General features: G+C 45.9%; 13 protein-coding genes and 2 pseudogenes. 10 read left to right on the plus strand and 5 right to left on the minus strand.

Annotated elements, in window-relative coordinates:
• Window positions 1–56 precede the first annotated feature (56 nt).
• On the plus strand, window positions 57–1,037 hold the full coding sequence (locus KT99_RS11595) for a hypothetical protein (RefSeq protein ID WP_005500199.1): 981 nt from the start codon (window positions 57–59) through the stop codon (window positions 1,035–1,037).
• A gap of 324 nt (window positions 1,038–1,361) precedes the next feature.
• On the opposite strand, the gene KT99_RS11600 is transcribed toward KT99_RS11595, so the two are convergent.
• Window positions 1,362–1,970 (minus strand): 2'-5' RNA ligase family protein, encoded by a 609-nt coding sequence (locus KT99_RS11600; protein ID WP_005500200.1) that lies wholly within the window; start codon window positions 1,968–1,970, stop codon window positions 1,362–1,364.
• A 530-nt stretch (window positions 1,971–2,500) separates the two neighbouring features.
• On the opposite strand from KT99_RS11600, the gene KT99_RS22040 reads away from it, so the two are divergent.
• The 7 genes and pseudogenes from KT99_RS22040 to mrcB all read left to right on the plus strand — a co-directional run bounded on the left by KT99_RS22040 (window position 2,501) and on the right by mrcB (window position 9,556).
• Window positions 2,501–2,638, plus strand: a complete 138-nt coding sequence (locus KT99_RS22040) for a hypothetical protein (RefSeq protein WP_005496481.1) — start codon at window positions 2,501–2,503, stop codon at window positions 2,636–2,638.
• Window positions 2,639–2,641: 3 nt separating this feature from the next.
• Window positions 2,642–3,049 (plus strand): hypothetical protein, encoded by a 408-nt coding sequence (locus KT99_RS21665; RefSeq protein WP_040571909.1) that lies wholly within the window; start codon window positions 2,642–2,644, stop codon window positions 3,047–3,049.
• 18 nt (window positions 3,050–3,067) lie between these two features.
• Window positions 3,068–3,457, plus strand: a pseudogene (locus tag KT99_RS23580) (transposase); the annotation flags it as partial.
• An 85-nt stretch (window positions 3,458–3,542) separates the two neighbouring features.
• A pseudogene (locus tag KT99_RS11615) lies at window positions 3,543–4,278 on the plus strand (IS1595 family transposase).
• A gap of 15 nt (window positions 4,279–4,293) precedes the next feature.
• The gene (locus KT99_RS22045; protein ID WP_005500205.1) at window positions 4,294–4,434 is read left to right on the plus strand and encodes a hypothetical protein; all 141 of its coding nucleotides are present in this window, start codon (window positions 4,294–4,296) and stop codon (window positions 4,432–4,434) included.
• Window positions 4,435–4,535: 101 nt separating this feature from the next.
• Window positions 4,536–7,166: an ATP-dependent helicase HrpB gene (hrpB, locus tag KT99_RS11620; RefSeq protein ID WP_005500206.1), complete on the plus strand. Its 2,631-nt coding sequence runs from the start codon at window positions 4,536–4,538 to the stop codon at window positions 7,164–7,166.
• A gap of 47 nt (window positions 7,167–7,213) precedes the next feature.
• Window positions 7,214–9,556 carry a penicillin-binding protein 1B gene (gene mrcB, locus KT99_RS11625; RefSeq protein ID WP_005500207.1) on the plus strand — a complete coding sequence of 781 codons (2,343 nt, stop codon included), beginning with the start codon at window positions 7,214–7,216 and terminating at the stop codon, window positions 9,554–9,556.
• Window positions 9,557–10,112: 556 nt separating this feature from the next.
• On the opposite strand, the gene KT99_RS11630 is transcribed toward mrcB, so the two are convergent.
• Window positions 10,113–10,421 carry a hypothetical protein gene (locus tag KT99_RS11630; protein WP_005500208.1) on the minus strand — a complete coding sequence of 103 codons (309 nt, stop codon included), beginning with the start codon at window positions 10,419–10,421 and terminating at the stop codon, window positions 10,113–10,115.
• 131 nt (window positions 10,422–10,552) lie between these two features.
• Between KT99_RS11630 and KT99_RS11635 the strand changes: the two genes are divergently transcribed.
• Together KT99_RS11635 and KT99_RS11640 are read left to right on the plus strand one after the other, a co-directional pair.
• Complete coding sequence (locus tag KT99_RS11635) at window positions 10,553–11,695, plus strand: IS4 family transposase (RefSeq protein WP_040571916.1); 1,143 nt, start codon at window positions 10,553–10,555, stop codon at window positions 11,693–11,695.
• Between the two features lie 940 nt (window positions 11,696–12,635).
• Window positions 12,636–13,844 (plus strand): porin, encoded by a 1,209-nt coding sequence (locus KT99_RS11640; RefSeq protein ID WP_005500210.1) that lies wholly within the window; start codon window positions 12,636–12,638, stop codon window positions 13,842–13,844.
• A 126-nt stretch (window positions 13,845–13,970) separates the two neighbouring features.
• On the opposite strand, the gene KT99_RS11645 is transcribed toward KT99_RS11640, so the two are convergent.
• The 3 genes from KT99_RS11645 to KT99_RS11655 form a co-directional block, all read right to left on the minus strand.
• Complete coding sequence (locus KT99_RS11645; RefSeq protein WP_005500212.1) at window positions 13,971–14,795, minus strand: PepSY-associated TM helix domain-containing protein; 825 nt, start codon at window positions 14,793–14,795, stop codon at window positions 13,971–13,973.
• A 61-nt stretch (window positions 14,796–14,856) separates the two neighbouring features.
• Window positions 14,857–15,387, minus strand: coding sequence for an FMN-binding protein (locus KT99_RS11650; RefSeq protein WP_005500214.1), 531 nt, complete (start codon window positions 15,385–15,387; stop codon window positions 14,857–14,859).
• A 118-nt stretch (window positions 15,388–15,505) separates the two neighbouring features.
• On the minus strand, window positions 15,506–16,614 hold a 1,109-nt coding region (locus tag KT99_RS11655), incomplete at its 5' end, for a hypothetical protein (RefSeq protein WP_005500216.1).

Below are 16,614 nucleotides of genomic sequence, written 5' to 3' on the forward strand. Positions count from 1 at the left end.
GATGAATCAAGGGTCACCTACTAAGCTTTAGATATTGGTTGATATAGGAGGTTATTATGCCCCGTCCGCGAAGCACACAAATTAGTATTGAAGACACTCTATTCTACCATTGCTGCAGTCGAACAGTCAGACAAGCATTCATCGCGGGAGTCGATGCTTTTACAGGGAAATCTTATGAACATCGACGTGGCTGGATTGAAACTCAGCTACTCAACTTAGCGGGCGTGTTTGCTATTGATGTGGCGGCTTATGCGGTAATGAGTAATCATCTTCACTTGGTGCTGCGTATTGATATCGAACTTGCCAATAGGTGGAGTGACAGAGAGGTGGTAGAGCAGTGGCATCAAATCTTTAAGGGCACTGATCTAAGCCAGCAATTTGCTAAAGGTGAGGTAATCGAAGCATACCAAGTCTCTCAATTGAAACACTTAATAGCCCAGTACCGGAGTCGATTAAGTGACATAAGTTGGTTTATGCGGTGCCTCAATGAGCCTATTGCCAGAAAAGCCAATCAGGAAGATAACTGCACTGGGCATTTTTGGGAAGGGAGGTTCAAAAGCCAAGCGTTACTCGATGAAGCAGCAGTATTGGCTTGTATGGCTTATGTAGAGCTCAATCCTATTAGAGCCCAAATGGCTAAAACCCCGGAAGACTCTGACCACACGAGTCTCCAATTGCGAGTTAACGCCGCTTTAAAAGGTAAACAACCAGAAAAACTCCTGCCTTTTATTGGTAATGAGCGCCTCAATCAACTTAAAGGCATTAATTTTTCACTCAAAGACTATCTTGAATTAGTTGATGAAACTGGCAGGGTTATTCGTGATGATAAACGAGGGGCTATTTCTTCGAGTGGGGCTAAGATATTAATCAGATTAAATATTTCCAGCGATAACTGGATAAAAATCACTTCTGAATTTGGCAAGCTGTTTCATGGGCCTGTAGGCACACTACAAGAACTGACCAGCTATGGTGAGCACTTGGGTAAGCGACGACGGCACTTTGCTAAGTGTTGTCAATATCTAGAAACTAGCAGATAACTCGACCCAATCAACAGACTTTATCTCCTTTCCCTCCTCAATCATTGAGGTAACAAGCTCTGCCTAAAAATCTCTCTTTTGTTTCAAATACATCAATTTTATGGAGTTAGACAGGTTTTATTTAGATGTTATCGGCAATATCCAGCCATTTACTCTAGGTCAAGTTGAAAGTTAGATTCTGTATCGTTAAGTTACTGATTAGTAATGGCTGGCTCTGATTTTATTCATCATTCTGGCAGATCTTTTGAGCCAGAATTCAATGACCGAACTGGCCTTTTTATAGAGACATAATGGACTGAACTGGCATTTTTTATCCAGAGATATTTAGACGAGTGGCCAGGAATGTAAAATATGGTATTCGACACCACGTTCGCCACTGACTGATTGATATAAGTGCATCTGATTTGGCGTTAGTGTGATCGACGCTAAACCCATTTGCATCAGAGTTTGCTTGGGCAACAACTTGGCTTTCCTGAGCAAGGTGATGTGGGGAGTGAAATGTAGATGGGGTTTAATTAGCGGCTCGGCGCCATTCTCCGTCGAAGGGGTCGGTGGCGATTTTGACTGTGTCGAATCAATAATCTTCTGACAATGCTCCACGGCAGAGTACAACTCAGGATTGAGTGATACCTGAGTCAAGGAAGGCGCGGATAAACACAGCACCTGAGGTTTACGCCATAGGGTGAACTTGTCTAAGGTGATGCTAAATTTTGTCCAGTTATCGGTGAAAGCCATTGCATCGATAGCGTTAATTAACTGAGCAAGAGAGGCATCATCGGTTTGGCCGAGAAAGGCAAGGGTCATATGGAAATTGTATCGATTGACCGGGCGACCATAGCCTTTGTGACCTGCCGTACCCAGCAAAGACTGAATATCGCTGAGCTGATTAATTTGCTGCTTTGTTGGTGAGACGCCTAAAAATAGTCGCTGCATATTACTTCCTTTAACTATGGCTAAGGGAAATAGCTCTTCTTTATATTACATGCCTCTGCATATGAGTCAGTTTCAGTCTATTCTTATTGTATAAATCACGACTCATACGTAGGATCTTAAGCAAAAACTCAATATCTACATGATTAACCAATGTTATTTAATAAAAGTTGGAAGTTGTACTCATCTCATGATCAAATAGTAAGTGCGAACCACTAATCAATGAATTTTAACGCGATTCCTAAGCAACTGACAAGTGTTCTTAACTCATGCAACATCACTCAATTAGCCAAACAGTGTCATTTCATGCAGCGGATGCGCAACATTTCACCCATGCAGTTGGTGCTGGCAATCCTCAATACTTTGGGAACCAGAACCAATATTAACCTTGCTGATATTCATAAGAATTTATGCAGCCAACATGACATCGGGATCAACTATAATCCCTTTCATAATAAACTAAAAAACCAGAGTTAACTCAACTACTTAGAACTCTTGTCGAACAAGCCGCTAACGAGTGGCTACTCGAGTTAGTGCATAGAGTATTACCGAGTGAATACCCCTTTAAGTCGATAGAGGCTCATGATGCTAGCTCCCTCAAATTGCACATTGGTTTAACTAAAGAGTTTCCCGGCCGATTCACCAAGACTCACCCGGCAGCCATGGAGTGACACGTGACCACGGATTTGATGTCTGGTCATTACAATTATCTGGGTATTTCTCCCGATTCAGAAAGTGAGCGGCACTATAATCCCTTTGCTTATGAAATACAGGACACCTTGCTGCTCATGGACGCGGGTTACTTTAATATTGATTACTGCTATCAAGCAGACAAACACGGTGGTCATGTAATTATGCGAACCAATGGTAAAATTAATCCCGATATAAAAGCGGCTTTTGATAGCCAAAGACTTGCGATAGAAGGGTTAATCGGTAAAAAATTAAAGCAACTTAAATGGCATCGAGAGCAAATAATCGACCTCGATGTTCAGTGGAAAAGCAAGCCAGGAACTCATCGATTAATCGCCTTCTGGGATAGAAATAAATCGGCGATTGGTTACCTCATCACCAACCTAAAGTGAGCACAATTCAGCGCTGATAAAGTAAGTGAATTATATGGATTACGCTGGCAAATAGAATTATTCTTCAAGGAGTTAAAGTCATACAGCGGTTTAAAAACCTTCAATACTCGAGATAAAAGCATTGCCGAAAGTCTCGTGTGGGCGAGCATGCTTACCTTACTATTAAAGCGCTTTATCGCGAGGGCGAGCGGCCTAATACACCAAGTGACTATATCTACGCAAAAAGTCGCACGGTGTGCAAACGATTGGCTGCCTGACATTTTAAAAGCACTGTTATCTGGACGTGAATACAGGATCAAAAAGACACTAAGGAAATGGTGCCGTTACTTCAGTGAGTATGCTTGCCGCGCTCATCCTAAAAGAGATAATCAGACGCTTTTTGTACAACTAACAGAAACTCATGTCTGAGAATCCAGCTATAACCCCTCATATTTAAAGGGCTACAGCTCCTTAAGGACTAACATATGAATCACGACTAGAAGTGAGATTGACGATGAAAACGCCTGAAGCTAGTTTTTTTGAATGGCAACGCCAGTTTGGTTCTGAAATTGATTGTTTAAACCACCTTCCCTTAGCGAAGTGGTTTTGGGCCATCTACTTTCTCGGCTCAGATAAAGGCAGCATTTCAGCATTGAGGCTCAGTAAACTCATTGAGGTTAATTGGCGAACGGCACGCTTAATATTGAGCAAGTTGAGAACGGCAATGGGTCATAGAGACAGTCTATATAGGCTTTCAGGTCTCATTGAAATTGATGATGCCTTCGTTGGGGGAAAAGAGAAAAGGTAAACGCGGACGTGGAGCCGCAGGGTAAACGCCTGTGTTAATTGCTGTTGAAAGCAAAGGGAAACGCGCGGGATTTATCGCTATGCAGGCCGTCGACAGTGTTTGTCATGAAGCCGTTAACGATTTTGTTGCTAGGCACTTAAATGCACAGCAAGAAGTTCATACTGACGGACTAGCCGCTTTGAATATCATAGATAACACTCAACAGCATGAAGCTAGGGTTACACCGAGTGAGTTGGTCGATGAATGGTTGCCTTGGGTTCATATTGCAATAGGTAACTTAAAAGCCTTTTTACTCGGCACATTTCATGGAGTTTCGGGAAAATACCTTCACGAATACCTTAGTGAGTTCTGTTATCGGTTTAACCGAAGAAAAATGGAAAAAGAAATCCCTAATAGGCTGTTAAATCTGGCAATAATTCATGCGCCTGTACATTCGTACTGAGTGAGGTACATAAGCATGTTATATTATGCCATAGTTAAGCCCGCCAAACTCAGTACACTGACTCGAGGAGAAAGCTTGCATTGGCTCATGAATAAGCTGAACGGTGAGCAAGGTAGTGAGACTGATGATCAGTTAACCCTTGTTCCCAGAGAGTAGGTAACCAATCTGATCGAACGTATCATTTGTTGAGTCATAGCCAATGGCTTAAAGCTCAAAGCTAGAAAGAGGTTAGGGCGTATGCCATCCCAGCGGCAATCATGTACACTGGGGCGCCATCAGCCATAGAGATCTCACCTCCCTTGAATCAGTTACCCATACACCAGCTGCTCTTACCCTTAAGAGAGGCTTTTCGTGCCAATAATCAAGTTATTCTGGAAGCGCCCACCGGTGCCGGAAAATCGACGGCATTACCACTAGCCATGCTAGATTGGAGTGAGCTGAAGGGCAAAATTTTGATGCTTGAACCCAGGCGCGTGGCGGCAAGGAGTGTGGCGCATTATATTGCCAGCCAGCGAGGCACTCAGATAGGTGCAGAGGTCGGTTATAGAGTTAGGGGCGAGTCTCGTTGCGGTACTTCGACCCGGTTAGAGATAGTCACCGAAGGTATTTTGGCTCGCATGATCCAGCAAGATCCCGAGTTAAGCGGAATCGCGTTGATTATTTTCGATGAGATCCATGAGCGCCACCTCACGACTGATCTTGGTTTGGCGTTGGCGCTGGAGATCCAGGGATCATTTCGAGAAGATCTTAAGATCTTGGCCATGTCGGCTACGCTTGCAGGCTTGCCACTGTCGACTCTGATGCCTGATGCCTGCTCATTGCAGAGTGAGGGCCGCAGTTTTCCAGTCGAGCTAGGTTATCGAAGCCTGGCAGAATCTAAGGGGCGGAATCAAGGGGCCAATCCTTATCAAAATAGCACCCAAATCTGGTTAGAACACATGGGGAAATGCATCGTCGACTTGCTCAATGGCGATGATAAGCACCTTGCTAGCATCGACGCCGATGTGGCGAGCGATATCGATTCTTCTGGCTCACTGCTTGCCTTCCTTCCTGGTCAGGGGGAGATCATGCGCTTACATGACTATTTATCTAAGCGTTTAGATCTTAATCTATTTTCTCTCTGCCCACTCTATGGCAGTCTGCCGGCTAAGGCTCAAGACAAGGCAATCGCTCCTGCCACAGACGGTAAGCGTAAAATCGTCTTGTCGACCAATGTTGCCGAGTCGAGTCTGACCATTGACGGTATCACCATGGTGGTCGATTCCGGTTATAAACGCCATGCCAGCTTTAACCCTAAAACCGGGGTGACGCGCCTGGCACTCAAACGCATCAGTCAGGCATCTGCGGCCCAGCGTGCGGGGCGTGCGGGGCGTCTCTCTGCCGGTTATTGCCTGCGGCTCTGGAGTCAAGAGGAACAAGGGCGACTAATAAAGGCGGATGAGCCGGAAATTTTACACAGCGATCTGGTTCCCATGTCACTCGATGCCGCTTATTGGGGAGTGAAGGCGCTTAATGACTTGCCTCTGCTGACTCAGCCTTCGAAAGCCAATGAGACAGTGGCCTGGCAGTTGTTGGCCTTGTTAGAGCTGGTCGATGCACAGAGAAAGCTAACTCGCCATGGTAGTCAAGCTTATCAGTTGGGCTGTCATCCAAGACTGGCGCATATGTTACTCAAGGCAAAGACGCTTTCACAAACTGAGGGAGATGATCATCTGGTGGGCTTAGCTTGTTTACTCGCCGGTATTTTAGAGTCCCGCTCCTTGGGTCGACATGGCGTCGATATCAGTAACTACCTCAGAGAATCAATCCAGGGGGAAGCCGGTAAACAGGTACGTACCTGGATGAAAAAACTCAAGGTTAATATCGACCTGTCGCGGCTGGTCTCATCTGTGGGTTCCGGTGATATTGCCCTGTTATTAGCGCTGGCTTTCCCGGATCGTATAGCCAAGAGCCGAGGTGTGTCTGGCTATCAGTTGGCGAATGGTACCGGAGTCACTCTTGCGGAACATGATCCCTTAGCACGAGCCGATTGGCTGGTGGTGGCAGATTTTCAGGAGAGTGAGGGACGCACCAGTGGTCGAGTCTATTTGGCGGCCGAGATAGATGAAGATTTGTTTAACAAGCGATTATCTTTTCTGGTCAAGAGCCAAGATTATTGTGGCTGGGATGAGGCGAAAGGACGCTTTTTTGCCGAGTGTCGACAGAGGATCGGTCAAATTGTCTTGAGTAAGACGGCATCGAACCAGCCTGCACCCGAGCAGGTAAAAGCAGCCATATTTGAACAAATACGCAGTAAGGGATTGGAATTACTTGATTTTAACCATAAGACATTACAGCTTCAAAGTAGAGTTAAGCTAGCGTCCGAGCTAGATACAGATACCGGCTGGCCGGATATCGGCGAACAGCATCTTTTAGATACCTTGGAAGATTGGCTGGGGCCTTACATTAATGATGTAAGAAGCTTGTCACAACTGCGGGCCCTTGACTGTTATACTCAGCTGCTTAATCTTTTTGAGTGGGACAAACGGCAGCGCCTCGACAAGCTTTTTCCCTGCCATTGGCCCATGGCGACCGGGACCAGAGCGGCAATCACCTATGATGATGCAGGCAGGGCCAAGCTCAGTGTCAGATTACAAGAAGCATTAGGCATGGCTCAGAGTCCTATCTTAGCGAATGGCAAGCTAACGGTGACCATGGAACTACTCTCTCCGGCGCGCAGACCTTTAGCCTTAACTGCCGATCTCGCCAGCTTCTGGCAAGGACCCTATGTCGAAGTTAAGAAAGAGATGAAAGGCAAGTATCCCAAGCACTTGTGGCCAGACGATCCTGCCAATACCCTGCCGACCCGTTTTACCAAGAAAAAAACATTAAGTAGAAATGATCGCTAGCTCCGGAGCTTAATCCCCGGGAGCTGAAACCTTTTTTCGGAATAAAGATGACAAAGAAAGCCGTATCTAAACAAGGTGCTAAGAAAGCACCATCTAAAGCTAAGCCGCGTAAAAAGTCTTCGGCTAAAAAAGTATCCTCTGGCTGGGGCGGTAAAGTCTGGTCTATCGGCTGGAAGCTTGGCGTTATTGTCATCGCAGTTGTGTCTATTTACAGCATCTATCTGGATCAAATCATAGCGCGTAAATTTGAAGGGCAGAAATGGCACCTTCCCGCTCAGATATTCAGCCGTTCCATGGCCCTTTATCCCGGCGCTGCAGTCAGTCATGGCCAATTAATTTCAGAGCTTAAGTTACTCGGTTATCGCAAGGTCGCCAATCCCAGACAGGTCGGTGAGTTTTCCGCATCCAGAACCAGAGTCGATCTCTGGCGTAGGCCTTTTCTACATCCTCAAGGGGATCAGGCGGAGCAGAGGGTGATGATCAGCTTCGATTCTCAAGGTGTGAGTGCTATTTCTCGATCCCAAGATCATCGTCAACTGGCTGTGTTCCATCTCGAACCGGTATTACTGGATAGAATCATCACAGGTGATGGTGAAGATAGGGTGTTTGTGAAAGTCGATAAGATGCCGTCATCGATTATAGAAGCCCTTATTTTGGTCGAAGACAGAAGTTTCTACGAACACTACGGCGTAAACCCTTTAGCCATCCTCCGCGCCTTGATGGTCAACATCAGCGCGGGAAGAACGGTGCAGGGGGGCTCGACACTGACCCAGCAGCTGGCTAAAAACTTCTTCCTGTCGAGCGAGCGTTCACTGGTGCGTAAGGCCCGTGAAGCCTTGATGGCCTTGATCATCGATTTCCGTTATGGCAAAGATGAGATCTTAGAAGCGTATCTTAATGAAGTCTATATGGGGCAAGATAAAGCCCGTGGCGTACATGGAATGGGGCTGGCGTCTCAGTTTTATTTTGGTCGTCCTATCGCCGAATTGACTCTGTCTCAACAGGCTTTCTTAGTCGCCGTGATTAAGGGTCCTTCTTATTACAATCCCTGGCGTTCTCCTGAGCGTGCTCAGGAGCGACGAGACTTGGTGCTTAGGCTCTTGATGGAAGGGGGAAAGATCTCTGTTGCCCAATACAAGGCCGCTGCCGAATCTCCTCTAGGCTTGAGAAAGTCAGATAGGCCTGTACATCAAAAGTTACCTGCCTTCTTTGCCGTGGTGAAACATGAACTGGCGAGACGCTTCGGAGATACCTTACTCAAGCAGTCGGGGATTAAGGTGTACACCACACTCGATCCTATGGCCCAGGAAGCGGCCGAAAAGTCGGTCAAGAAGGTGATGGCTCGATTAGGCAAAAATGAGCAGCAGCTTCAAGTGGGTATGGTGTTGACCGACAAGGCTACAGCCGGTATCGCTGCTATGGTGGGAGATAAATCTCCGGGCTACCAGGGCTATAACCGCGCCGTTGAAATACGTCGTCCCATAGGGTCCCTGATAAAACCTTTTGTCTATGCCACTGCGCTCAAGCAAGCCGATAAATATAATCTGGCGACGCCACTGAAAGACCAGCCCATCACCTTGAAAAATGATCATGGGAAAACCTGGTCTCCACAGAATGTGACTAGGAAGTTTAGCGGCGAGGTGCCTCTGCTCACAGGCTTCAAGAAGTCGATGAATGTGCCCACGGTGAACTTGGGCATGGCTATCGGAGTCAGTAGTGTGGCCACGACCTTGGACAAGGCGGGTTGGAGGGAGAAAATCTCTGAGTATCCTTCTATGTTGCTGGGTGCGGTAAATGGCTCGCCCTTGATGGTGGCTCAGGTCTATCAGACCCTTGCCGATAATGGACGCTATCGTCGACTATCTTCTATCACAGCCGTGTTAGACAAGGATAATAATCCACTGCCAATATTACCTATTCCTCAGAGTCAGGCGATAGATCCCGCGACAAACTTCTTGGTGCAATATGCCATGACTCAAGTGGTTCAATCTGGCACGGCGGCTCGTTTAGGTCAGGCATTCCCAGAGACTAGCCTTGCGGGTAAGACAGGCACCAGTAATGACTCCCGTGACTCCTGGTTTGCCGGTTTCGATGAACGTAATGTGGTGGCAATCTGGGTTGGCCGCGATGATAACGGTAAGACTGGACTCTACGGCAGCAGCGGCGCCATGGCCGTTTACCAAGACTTCCTCAATAATCGTCCACCTATCAGTTTAAGGCGGGTTCCCGTCAATGGTGTGGTGAATGGTCACTTCGATCGTTTAACCGGTAAAGCGATGGAAGCGGGTTGTGAAAATACCATTGCGCTACCAGCCTTGAGTGGCAGTTATCACCCGGCGAAAAACTGTGGCGAGCCCTTATCTTGGTGGCAGAAGCTCACGGGGAGTTGATTTGAGGTTTGTATGATAACAAGCCTCATCAATATCTTCTCGATTGCCCCTCGATAGGATAACAATTTAATACTGATCATTCCCGCAATGCTTGTGGGCGGGAATCTAGTGCCTTTTCATATGGCTAGATTGAATGCTGGCTCTTGATTTCATAAGAAGTATCCCTATACGCTTTGTGATTTCCAACCACTTCCATGTTTAAAGGCCAGTTCAGCTTCCATGCTTCTCGTTCATAGGCTCATGGCTATACCATATTCACCCAGCCTCTCGATCGAAGAGTATCACTTCGCGATACCTCACCCTGAAACCGAAAGTCACGGCCGCGTTCACACCAGCTATTGCTTCGAAAAAGGTGCTTCTTCGATTTGAATTTTACTGGCTAGTAACTCACTTTTGGACAAAAGCTTGTTAGTGCTTGTGCACTAACTTGTAAGATTCGTATTAGCAATAATATGGCAATATCACTGGGGCTACTTAATCTGTGGAAATAAGCTAAGTAACCATGACTGTAGAAAGAAGATCCTTAGCTCTTCTTTCTACTAATCCATAAATATAATTATGCTGTTTTGAAGATCAAATTCTTAGTATCTGCAATCAGCAATAACTCATCAGGTCTTTTGTCTCCTTTTATGTTTTTATGAATGTTGATCGCAAGATTTCCCTCTAAAGCCTCTAAGTCATCTATGTTCTTTAAGATTGACTCGCGGGTTTTGTTAGGGAGATCAGTTAGGAACCCCTTTAAGTGTTCAAGATCAGATTCGGTTTTAATTATGATTGATTCTTCTTCTTTTGACAGTTTGTCTTTGATAGTTTTGTATGCTGAAAATGCCGATAACTCAACCACTTTTGAAAGTATCGCATTCAAGTTATCGTTGCAAACTGAGGAGTACGCTTTAAGTCTTAGAGCTGACTCTTCTACACAAATATTGAGAAAATTAAACTTTATTGAATCACCAGGATCTGATCATAAAATTCAATAACTTAAAGTTTTTAACAATGTCAATTTTCAATGCAGAAGAATGGGCTAAATCTCACTTTCAACATGCTAAATTAGGTGATATTCGCCGTGCTGATAGGTTAGTCAGTACCGCAGCCAATATGGCTCGTAGCAGCGGTAAGTCTATCGCGCTATCATGCCGTGGCAATGAAGCTGAACTAGAAGGGGCTTACCGATTGATCCGCAATGATAATGTTTCTCCAGATATGATCCGAGTCGCAGGATTTCAACATACCGCAAAAGAAGCCGTGTCGGTTGCAGAAATTCTCGCGCTAGAAGACACCACCTCACTGAGCTATAAACATCAGGTCGCTGCCGATTTGGGCAAACTGGGCCAAAAGACCGATAGATCACGTGGTTGGTGGGTTCACTCAGTCATGCTGCTGGATAGTCACACCACCAGAACCATTGGCTTAATCCATCAAGATTGGTGGTGTCGCCCTAATCATCCCGAAGCTGCTGATGAAAAAGAAAGTGGCAAGTGGCCGGATGCGTCACATTTTTGCCGAGAGCGTTTAGGTGAAACCATGTCACGGGTGATTTCAGTCAATGTGATTTACGCCCAAGAGAAAGCATCAGCCACGGTTACCGAGCCATTACGCTGGATACTATTAACCACAGAACCCATAGAGACTTTAAAACAAGCCCTGCATGTTATTGATATTTATGCTGCCAGATGGCGAGTAGAAGATTTCCATAAAGCCTGGAAAACAGGCGCAGGAGCTGAGCGGCAGCGAATGACGGAGCCGCAAAATTTAGAACGGGCAGCCTCTATTTTGGCATTTATTGGTGTACGACTGCTACAGCTTAGAGAAACCATCACACTCCCTTATTATTTAAGGAAAAAAGGACTGGTAGGGGAGGCGCTTAGTCTTGAAGAACAAGGCTGCGATACCGTTTTCGTTCGAGATGAATGGAAGCTACTGATGCGGCATTACAAGCCCAGAGGTTACAAAGGGAAGTCGGCACCGAGCATGAAATGGGCCTACATATCACTGGCAAAATTAGGCGGTTTTACCAATACAAAAGGTACTGGTATTGCCAGCTGGTCAACGATTTGGGAAGGCTGGGATCAATTACAAGCACAGGTCGCAGGCTATCGTGCCGCTAAAGAAATGTTAGCGGCGGGTGAGGAACTATGAGGTCAGTTTTGGTGGCAGAAAAGATGTGACTAAGAGACAGGTGTAGATGCGACCGTGAGCTTCGGTAGCATGGCGAGGTTTCACAGCGTGAAACTATCCGAGCGAGAGTGGCTCTTAAACATGGAGGTTGTTTGCTGCCGCAGAGCCCACAGGGTCAATTTTGTTCCATATAAAATTTGGCATTTTCTCCTTGATCTACAGGGATGTAGGGAATGCCATAATGATACCGGGAGTATCATTGGCCCATGGAGGTCAGAGTGCTTGAATGATATCCTTACCTAAAAGCCCGTTCAGCATCTTGCTTCTCGTTCGTTAGCTTGAAGCTATGCTTCACTCACCGTGTCGCAGAACCTTCTCAAAATAAGGAGTGCATATAAGGTCGTTCATTCACATCCATGTGATCACGACATTGGTATATCCTTATACAGCAACCGCTGCAAGCGTCAGGTAACAATGAAATTATGACCTTCAATGACATATTCCAACAGCAAAGGACACTGGATTCCGGCTCAAAAGAACTGCCGGAATGACGAAAAGCAACGACCAAAACAAAATGAACCAAGGTAAAAATGTAATCAGACTTCATTCGAAGGCTAGCTTACTTTGGGGCAGAGATGACTTAGCTACTCAACCAATGAAACTCAGAGGCACCTTTCTTGTAAATCAGTCAGTGTAGGTGCGGCTGCGAGCTGCGGCAGAGCCCATACGGATTATCCTATCTAAGGGCAAGTTCGGCATATATGGACCCATCCAAATACCAAGTTAAAATTGAACCAAAATAGAAATGCAACCCGCTCCATTCTAAGGTGATTCAGCCTGAGTGGAATAGAGAATAATCTCAATAATGTACATTAAGTCGTCGATCACCTTTGAGGGATTACTGATCCTTTGCTAATCTTCTGTAAAGGTAGAGGGATAAACCACATAGGTTAGGCTTCATATGAAAAAGACTTTAATAGCAACGGCTTTAGCTGCCGTTATCTTTGTCCCATCAGCAGCGGCAATCGAAATTTATAAAGATGACAAGAACGCAGTGGAGATCGGTGGATTCATTGACGCACGTGTCATCAATACTCAAGGCGCTACAGAAGTCGTTAACGGCGCGTCACGAATTAACTTAGGTTTCACTCGTGTAATGAGCGATGGTTGGAAAGCGTTCACTAAGCTGGAGTGGGGCGTTAATCCATTCGGTAACAGTGAAATTGTTTATAGCAGTGAAAGTAACTTCGAGTCTCAGAGCGGAGACTTTTTAAATAACCGTCTCGGTTATGTCGGTATTGGCCATGATACGTACGGTACCTTAAGCATAGGTAAACAGTGGGGCGCTTGGTACGACGTGGTTTATAACACTAACTACGGCTTCGTATGGGACGGCAACGCGGCGGGTGTCTATACCTATAATAAGGCCGATGGTGCGATCAATGGCACCGGTCGCGGTGATAAGGTGGTTCAATACCGTAACAGTTTCGGTGATGTGAGCTTCGCACTTCAAGCTCAGTTAAAACACGATATTTTTTATACCTGTGAGTCTGCACAAGATCTCGGCACTGATTGTGAAGTACGTTGGAAGGCTAACGAAGAATCACAAGAGGTCAATTATGATTACACCTACGGTGGTGCTATCACTTATCTGGCTACAGATAAGCTCACGTTAACTGCAGGTGTTAACCGCGGTGAGTTTGAAGTGGCTTTTCATACCGGTGAAATGATAACTGCAACCGATCTTATTTATGGCGTCGGCGCCACCTGGGGAGGCTTCGATAGTGAGGGCTTCTATGCTGCCGCTAACTTCAACAAGAATGAAAATCACGATACCGATAACTTAGGCCGCTTAATTAAAGATTCTTATGGTATCGAATCTCTGTTCTCATATAAGTTTGATAATGGTCTGCGTCCATTCATCTCCTATAACATCTTAGATGCGGGTAGCGATTACGTTATTCAGCCAAACAGTGCCGATCCAAACGACGTGTTTAAGCGCCAGTTCGTCGTTGCTGGCCTGCACTATGTTTGGGATGTGAACACAGTGCTCTATGTAGAAGCTCGTAAAGATTTTAGTGACTTTAACAGTGCAGACAAAGATCAACAGGCGAAAATGTCTATCGCGGAAGATGATGGCGTTGCCGTAGGTATCAGATATACGCTCTAAACACTTACCTTATGAATCGAAAGTTAACATGTGATTGTAAGCATGTAAGCATGTAAGCATGTAAAAATGCCGAAAATGTTTGCTATATTTTCGGCATTATTCTATCTGCAGATGGCCTAAAAAGTCCTAGTACCTAGGAACTCGAGCCTTCTTTTTTGGCCTTCCTTGTACCCATAGATATATCCCCGATATGGCCATGATGATCAAAGACAATGCGACTAAGTCCATAAACCAGGGGCCGAATGAGCCGAAGAAACGGCCGCTATGAATATCTAATATCACTCTTTCCCAGGTGAGGTGACTCGAGCGGGCCAGTAAGGAAATAGTATCCGCTTCTGCTTGAGCGGCTGGTGTATCTAGGGCCTGTGACCAGGGGATAGGTGCAAACGGCATGGCCTGTGTCCATTCGATAAGGTCATCATCTGCCATGAAGTATCCAGCTTGAGTCTTTAGCCAGGCCTGACCATCGAAACCTATGGCTTCTATGCCTCTGGGTAAGCCCATAGAAGCATCTTGTTTCTCCATAAGCTCGCCATCCTGTGACACAATGTAGAGATTATTCGAGTCGACGGCGAGTATCATCTTGCCTAAAGTGAGCATGCCTTTAATGGGAGAGTCGGCTTCGACGGCTAGCCGATGTCGTACCCAGACTAAATTATCTGAGCTGGCAAGACTGAGGGGCTGGGTCTGATAGATAACAAGCTTGTTCGCTGGGGTGATGCCATAATAGTCCAGTAGCCAGGCCTGCTGCACGGGGGCAGAATCTATCGATAGATGATTACTATGGTTGATAACAACGCCGCTAATGGCCATTAGCATGATGAACAGGGAGCAGAAAATGCCTAGTCGTCTATGCCAGGGGCGAAATTGCTTGGCCAACTTTTTTCCTAGCCTTTTGGTGCGACTTTTATGTTGTGAATTGTTTCGTGTGTGGTGATGCTTTTTAGTCATTCTTCTGGTCTTAATCGTTTGTCGTTGGCCCAGCCTCCTGCATCACAGCCAAACTTTTAGCTTAACTTTTGGTGATGTGGGCATCTAACCATAATGCGATGCGAGACAGCTTAGTTAAGGCTCTGACTGACAGAGTCGCACCTGTGATGCCATCTATGTGTTGATTTAATTTTAGATCGTCCTTTAGTTTGGCCGATTTAAATTGATCAGTAAAGAAATCATGCCTGACTTCATCACCTCGGCTCTCTCTATAAACCAGTACCTTAGTTTGGGCTATCGCCTGATCTTTAATATGGATCGCGACTGTGATAGGAGACTCTTTACCTATCTCTTCTAAAATCCACACCGTTTCAGACTCTTGTTGCCAATATCTTAAGCGCATTTTCTTGAATCTATGTGACAAGATCTCTTCGATAACATCCTGTGCCTCATCGTCTATCCAGAAGACTTTTGCCTTGGGAGTCGGGGCATTAAAGGCCTGGCTGATGAAGTCATCGGGTTGCTGATAAACGCCGCGAGCTAGAACGGATTGACTGAAGGCTAAGCTAAAAATGAATGAGAAAGTTAACAGGTAAAGAGAGGTCGACTTCATATTAGACTCGGATGCGGCAAATGAAAATGGCTAGAATTAGTTTAAATATAGATGAGTGCCCGATAAGGGGCACTCATCATTGCGCTCATTGATTAATAAGCGCTTAGCTTAGTACTCATTAGAACTGGTAGCCGATACCTAGGTTAAAGCCGTCTGAATCTTTATAGCCACCGAGCTTCTCATAGTCCGCCTTTAACACCACGTTTTCATGCAACCAGTAGTTGATACCAACATTGGTCTGAGTGATGTTAGTGTCAATGCGGCTGCCAGCACCGGCCTTGTTATCATACTCGTTGTAACGCGCGAAGATGCCGAAGCTGTCGTTGAAACGGTAAGCGGGTTCAATGTACCAACCATTTTGCTCGTCACGACCTAAAATTTCAGCTTCTCTACCGTCGATATCCCATTGAGCATAAAGGGCTTTAACCGTGAATCCTTGGATGCTATAGATGACGTGTGCAGTCAACAGAGTCGCAGAAGCTGAATCAACATCACCAGCGCCTTGAGTAAGATCTGACTGGTACTGGGCAGTAGCAGCAAGCTCCAGGCCTGGAATTGCAGTGTACTTTACACGTGCAGTGTAAGCGAGATCTTCAGCTTTTGCCTTAGATACTTTTTGGCGTCCATCACGAATGCTATATGTTTCATCAACATATAGACCCGAAGTGATAGCACCATCGAAGGCTAGACCCGGAGCGGCCTTAATGTTTAAGTTTACACCGGCTTCCCACCAAGTGGCAGGGATGATGTTCTTCTCGACCGGGTTACGCTCGACACCGTAGAAGGCTGGTGGCTCGTGAGTCTCGTTGATAATGCCCACAGGCATCAGGAATAGACCAGCCTTAGCGGTTAACATCTGGTTGAAATCGTGCTCGATGTAGGCCTGCTCTAGCTCAACTTCACCTTTCTTGCCATCACCCGAAATTGAGTGTTCAACTTCAAGCTCGGAGAAGAAACGTGTGCTGTCGTTGAACTCATGGCCGACGAAAAGTACGAAACGGTGGAAATCGAATTCTTTCTTATCTTTGCCTGACTGGTTATTGGTGATGTTGTTGTAGTGAAGTTCACCATAACCACCGAGTGTAGTGGCACTCTTAGACTCGGCTGCCGCGTCTACTACGTCGGCTGTCTTCTCGACGCGAATCTCGGTGGCATCTAGGCGTCTTTCAAGATCTTTCAGCACTTTTTGTTGTTGTTCAATGACTTTACGTAGCTCTTGAGTCATCA

It is taken from the genome of Shewanella benthica KT99 (assembly GCF_000172075.1).
GTDB classification, from domain to species: domain Bacteria; phylum Pseudomonadota; class Gammaproteobacteria; order Enterobacterales; family Shewanellaceae; genus Shewanella; species Shewanella benthica_A.

What these genes read in the sequence shown, in the direction of transcription:
- KT99_RS11595 (WP_005500199.1), top strand. Translation starts at nt 57, where the DNA reads ATGCCCCGTCCGCGAAGCACACAAATTAGTATTGAAGACACTCTATTC.
- KT99_RS11600 (WP_005500200.1), bottom strand. Translation starts at nt 1,970, where the DNA reads ATGCAGCGACTATTTTTAGGCGTCTCACCAACAAAGCAGCAAATTAAT.
- KT99_RS22045 (WP_005500205.1), top strand. Translation starts at nt 4,294, where the DNA reads ATGTTATATTATGCCATAGTTAAGCCCGCCAAACTCAGTACACTGACT.
- hrpB (WP_005500206.1), top strand. Translation starts at nt 4,536, where the DNA reads ATGTACACTGGGGCGCCATCAGCCATAGAGATCTCACCTCCCTTGAAT.
- mrcB (WP_005500207.1), top strand. Translation starts at nt 7,214, where the DNA reads ATGACAAAGAAAGCCGTATCTAAACAAGGTGCTAAGAAAGCACCATCT.
- KT99_RS11635 (WP_040571916.1), top strand. Translation starts at nt 10,553, where the DNA reads ATGTCAATTTTCAATGCAGAAGAATGGGCTAAATCTCACTTTCAACAT.
- KT99_RS11640 (WP_005500210.1), top strand. Translation starts at nt 12,636, where the DNA reads ATGAAAAAGACTTTAATAGCAACGGCTTTAGCTGCCGTTATCTTTGTC.
- KT99_RS11645 (WP_005500212.1), bottom strand. Translation starts at nt 14,795, where the DNA reads ATGACTAAAAAGCATCACCACACACGAAACAATTCACAACATAAAAGT.
- KT99_RS11650 (WP_005500214.1), bottom strand. Translation starts at nt 15,387, where the DNA reads ATGAAGTCGACCTCTCTTTACCTGTTAACTTTCTCATTCATTTTTAGC.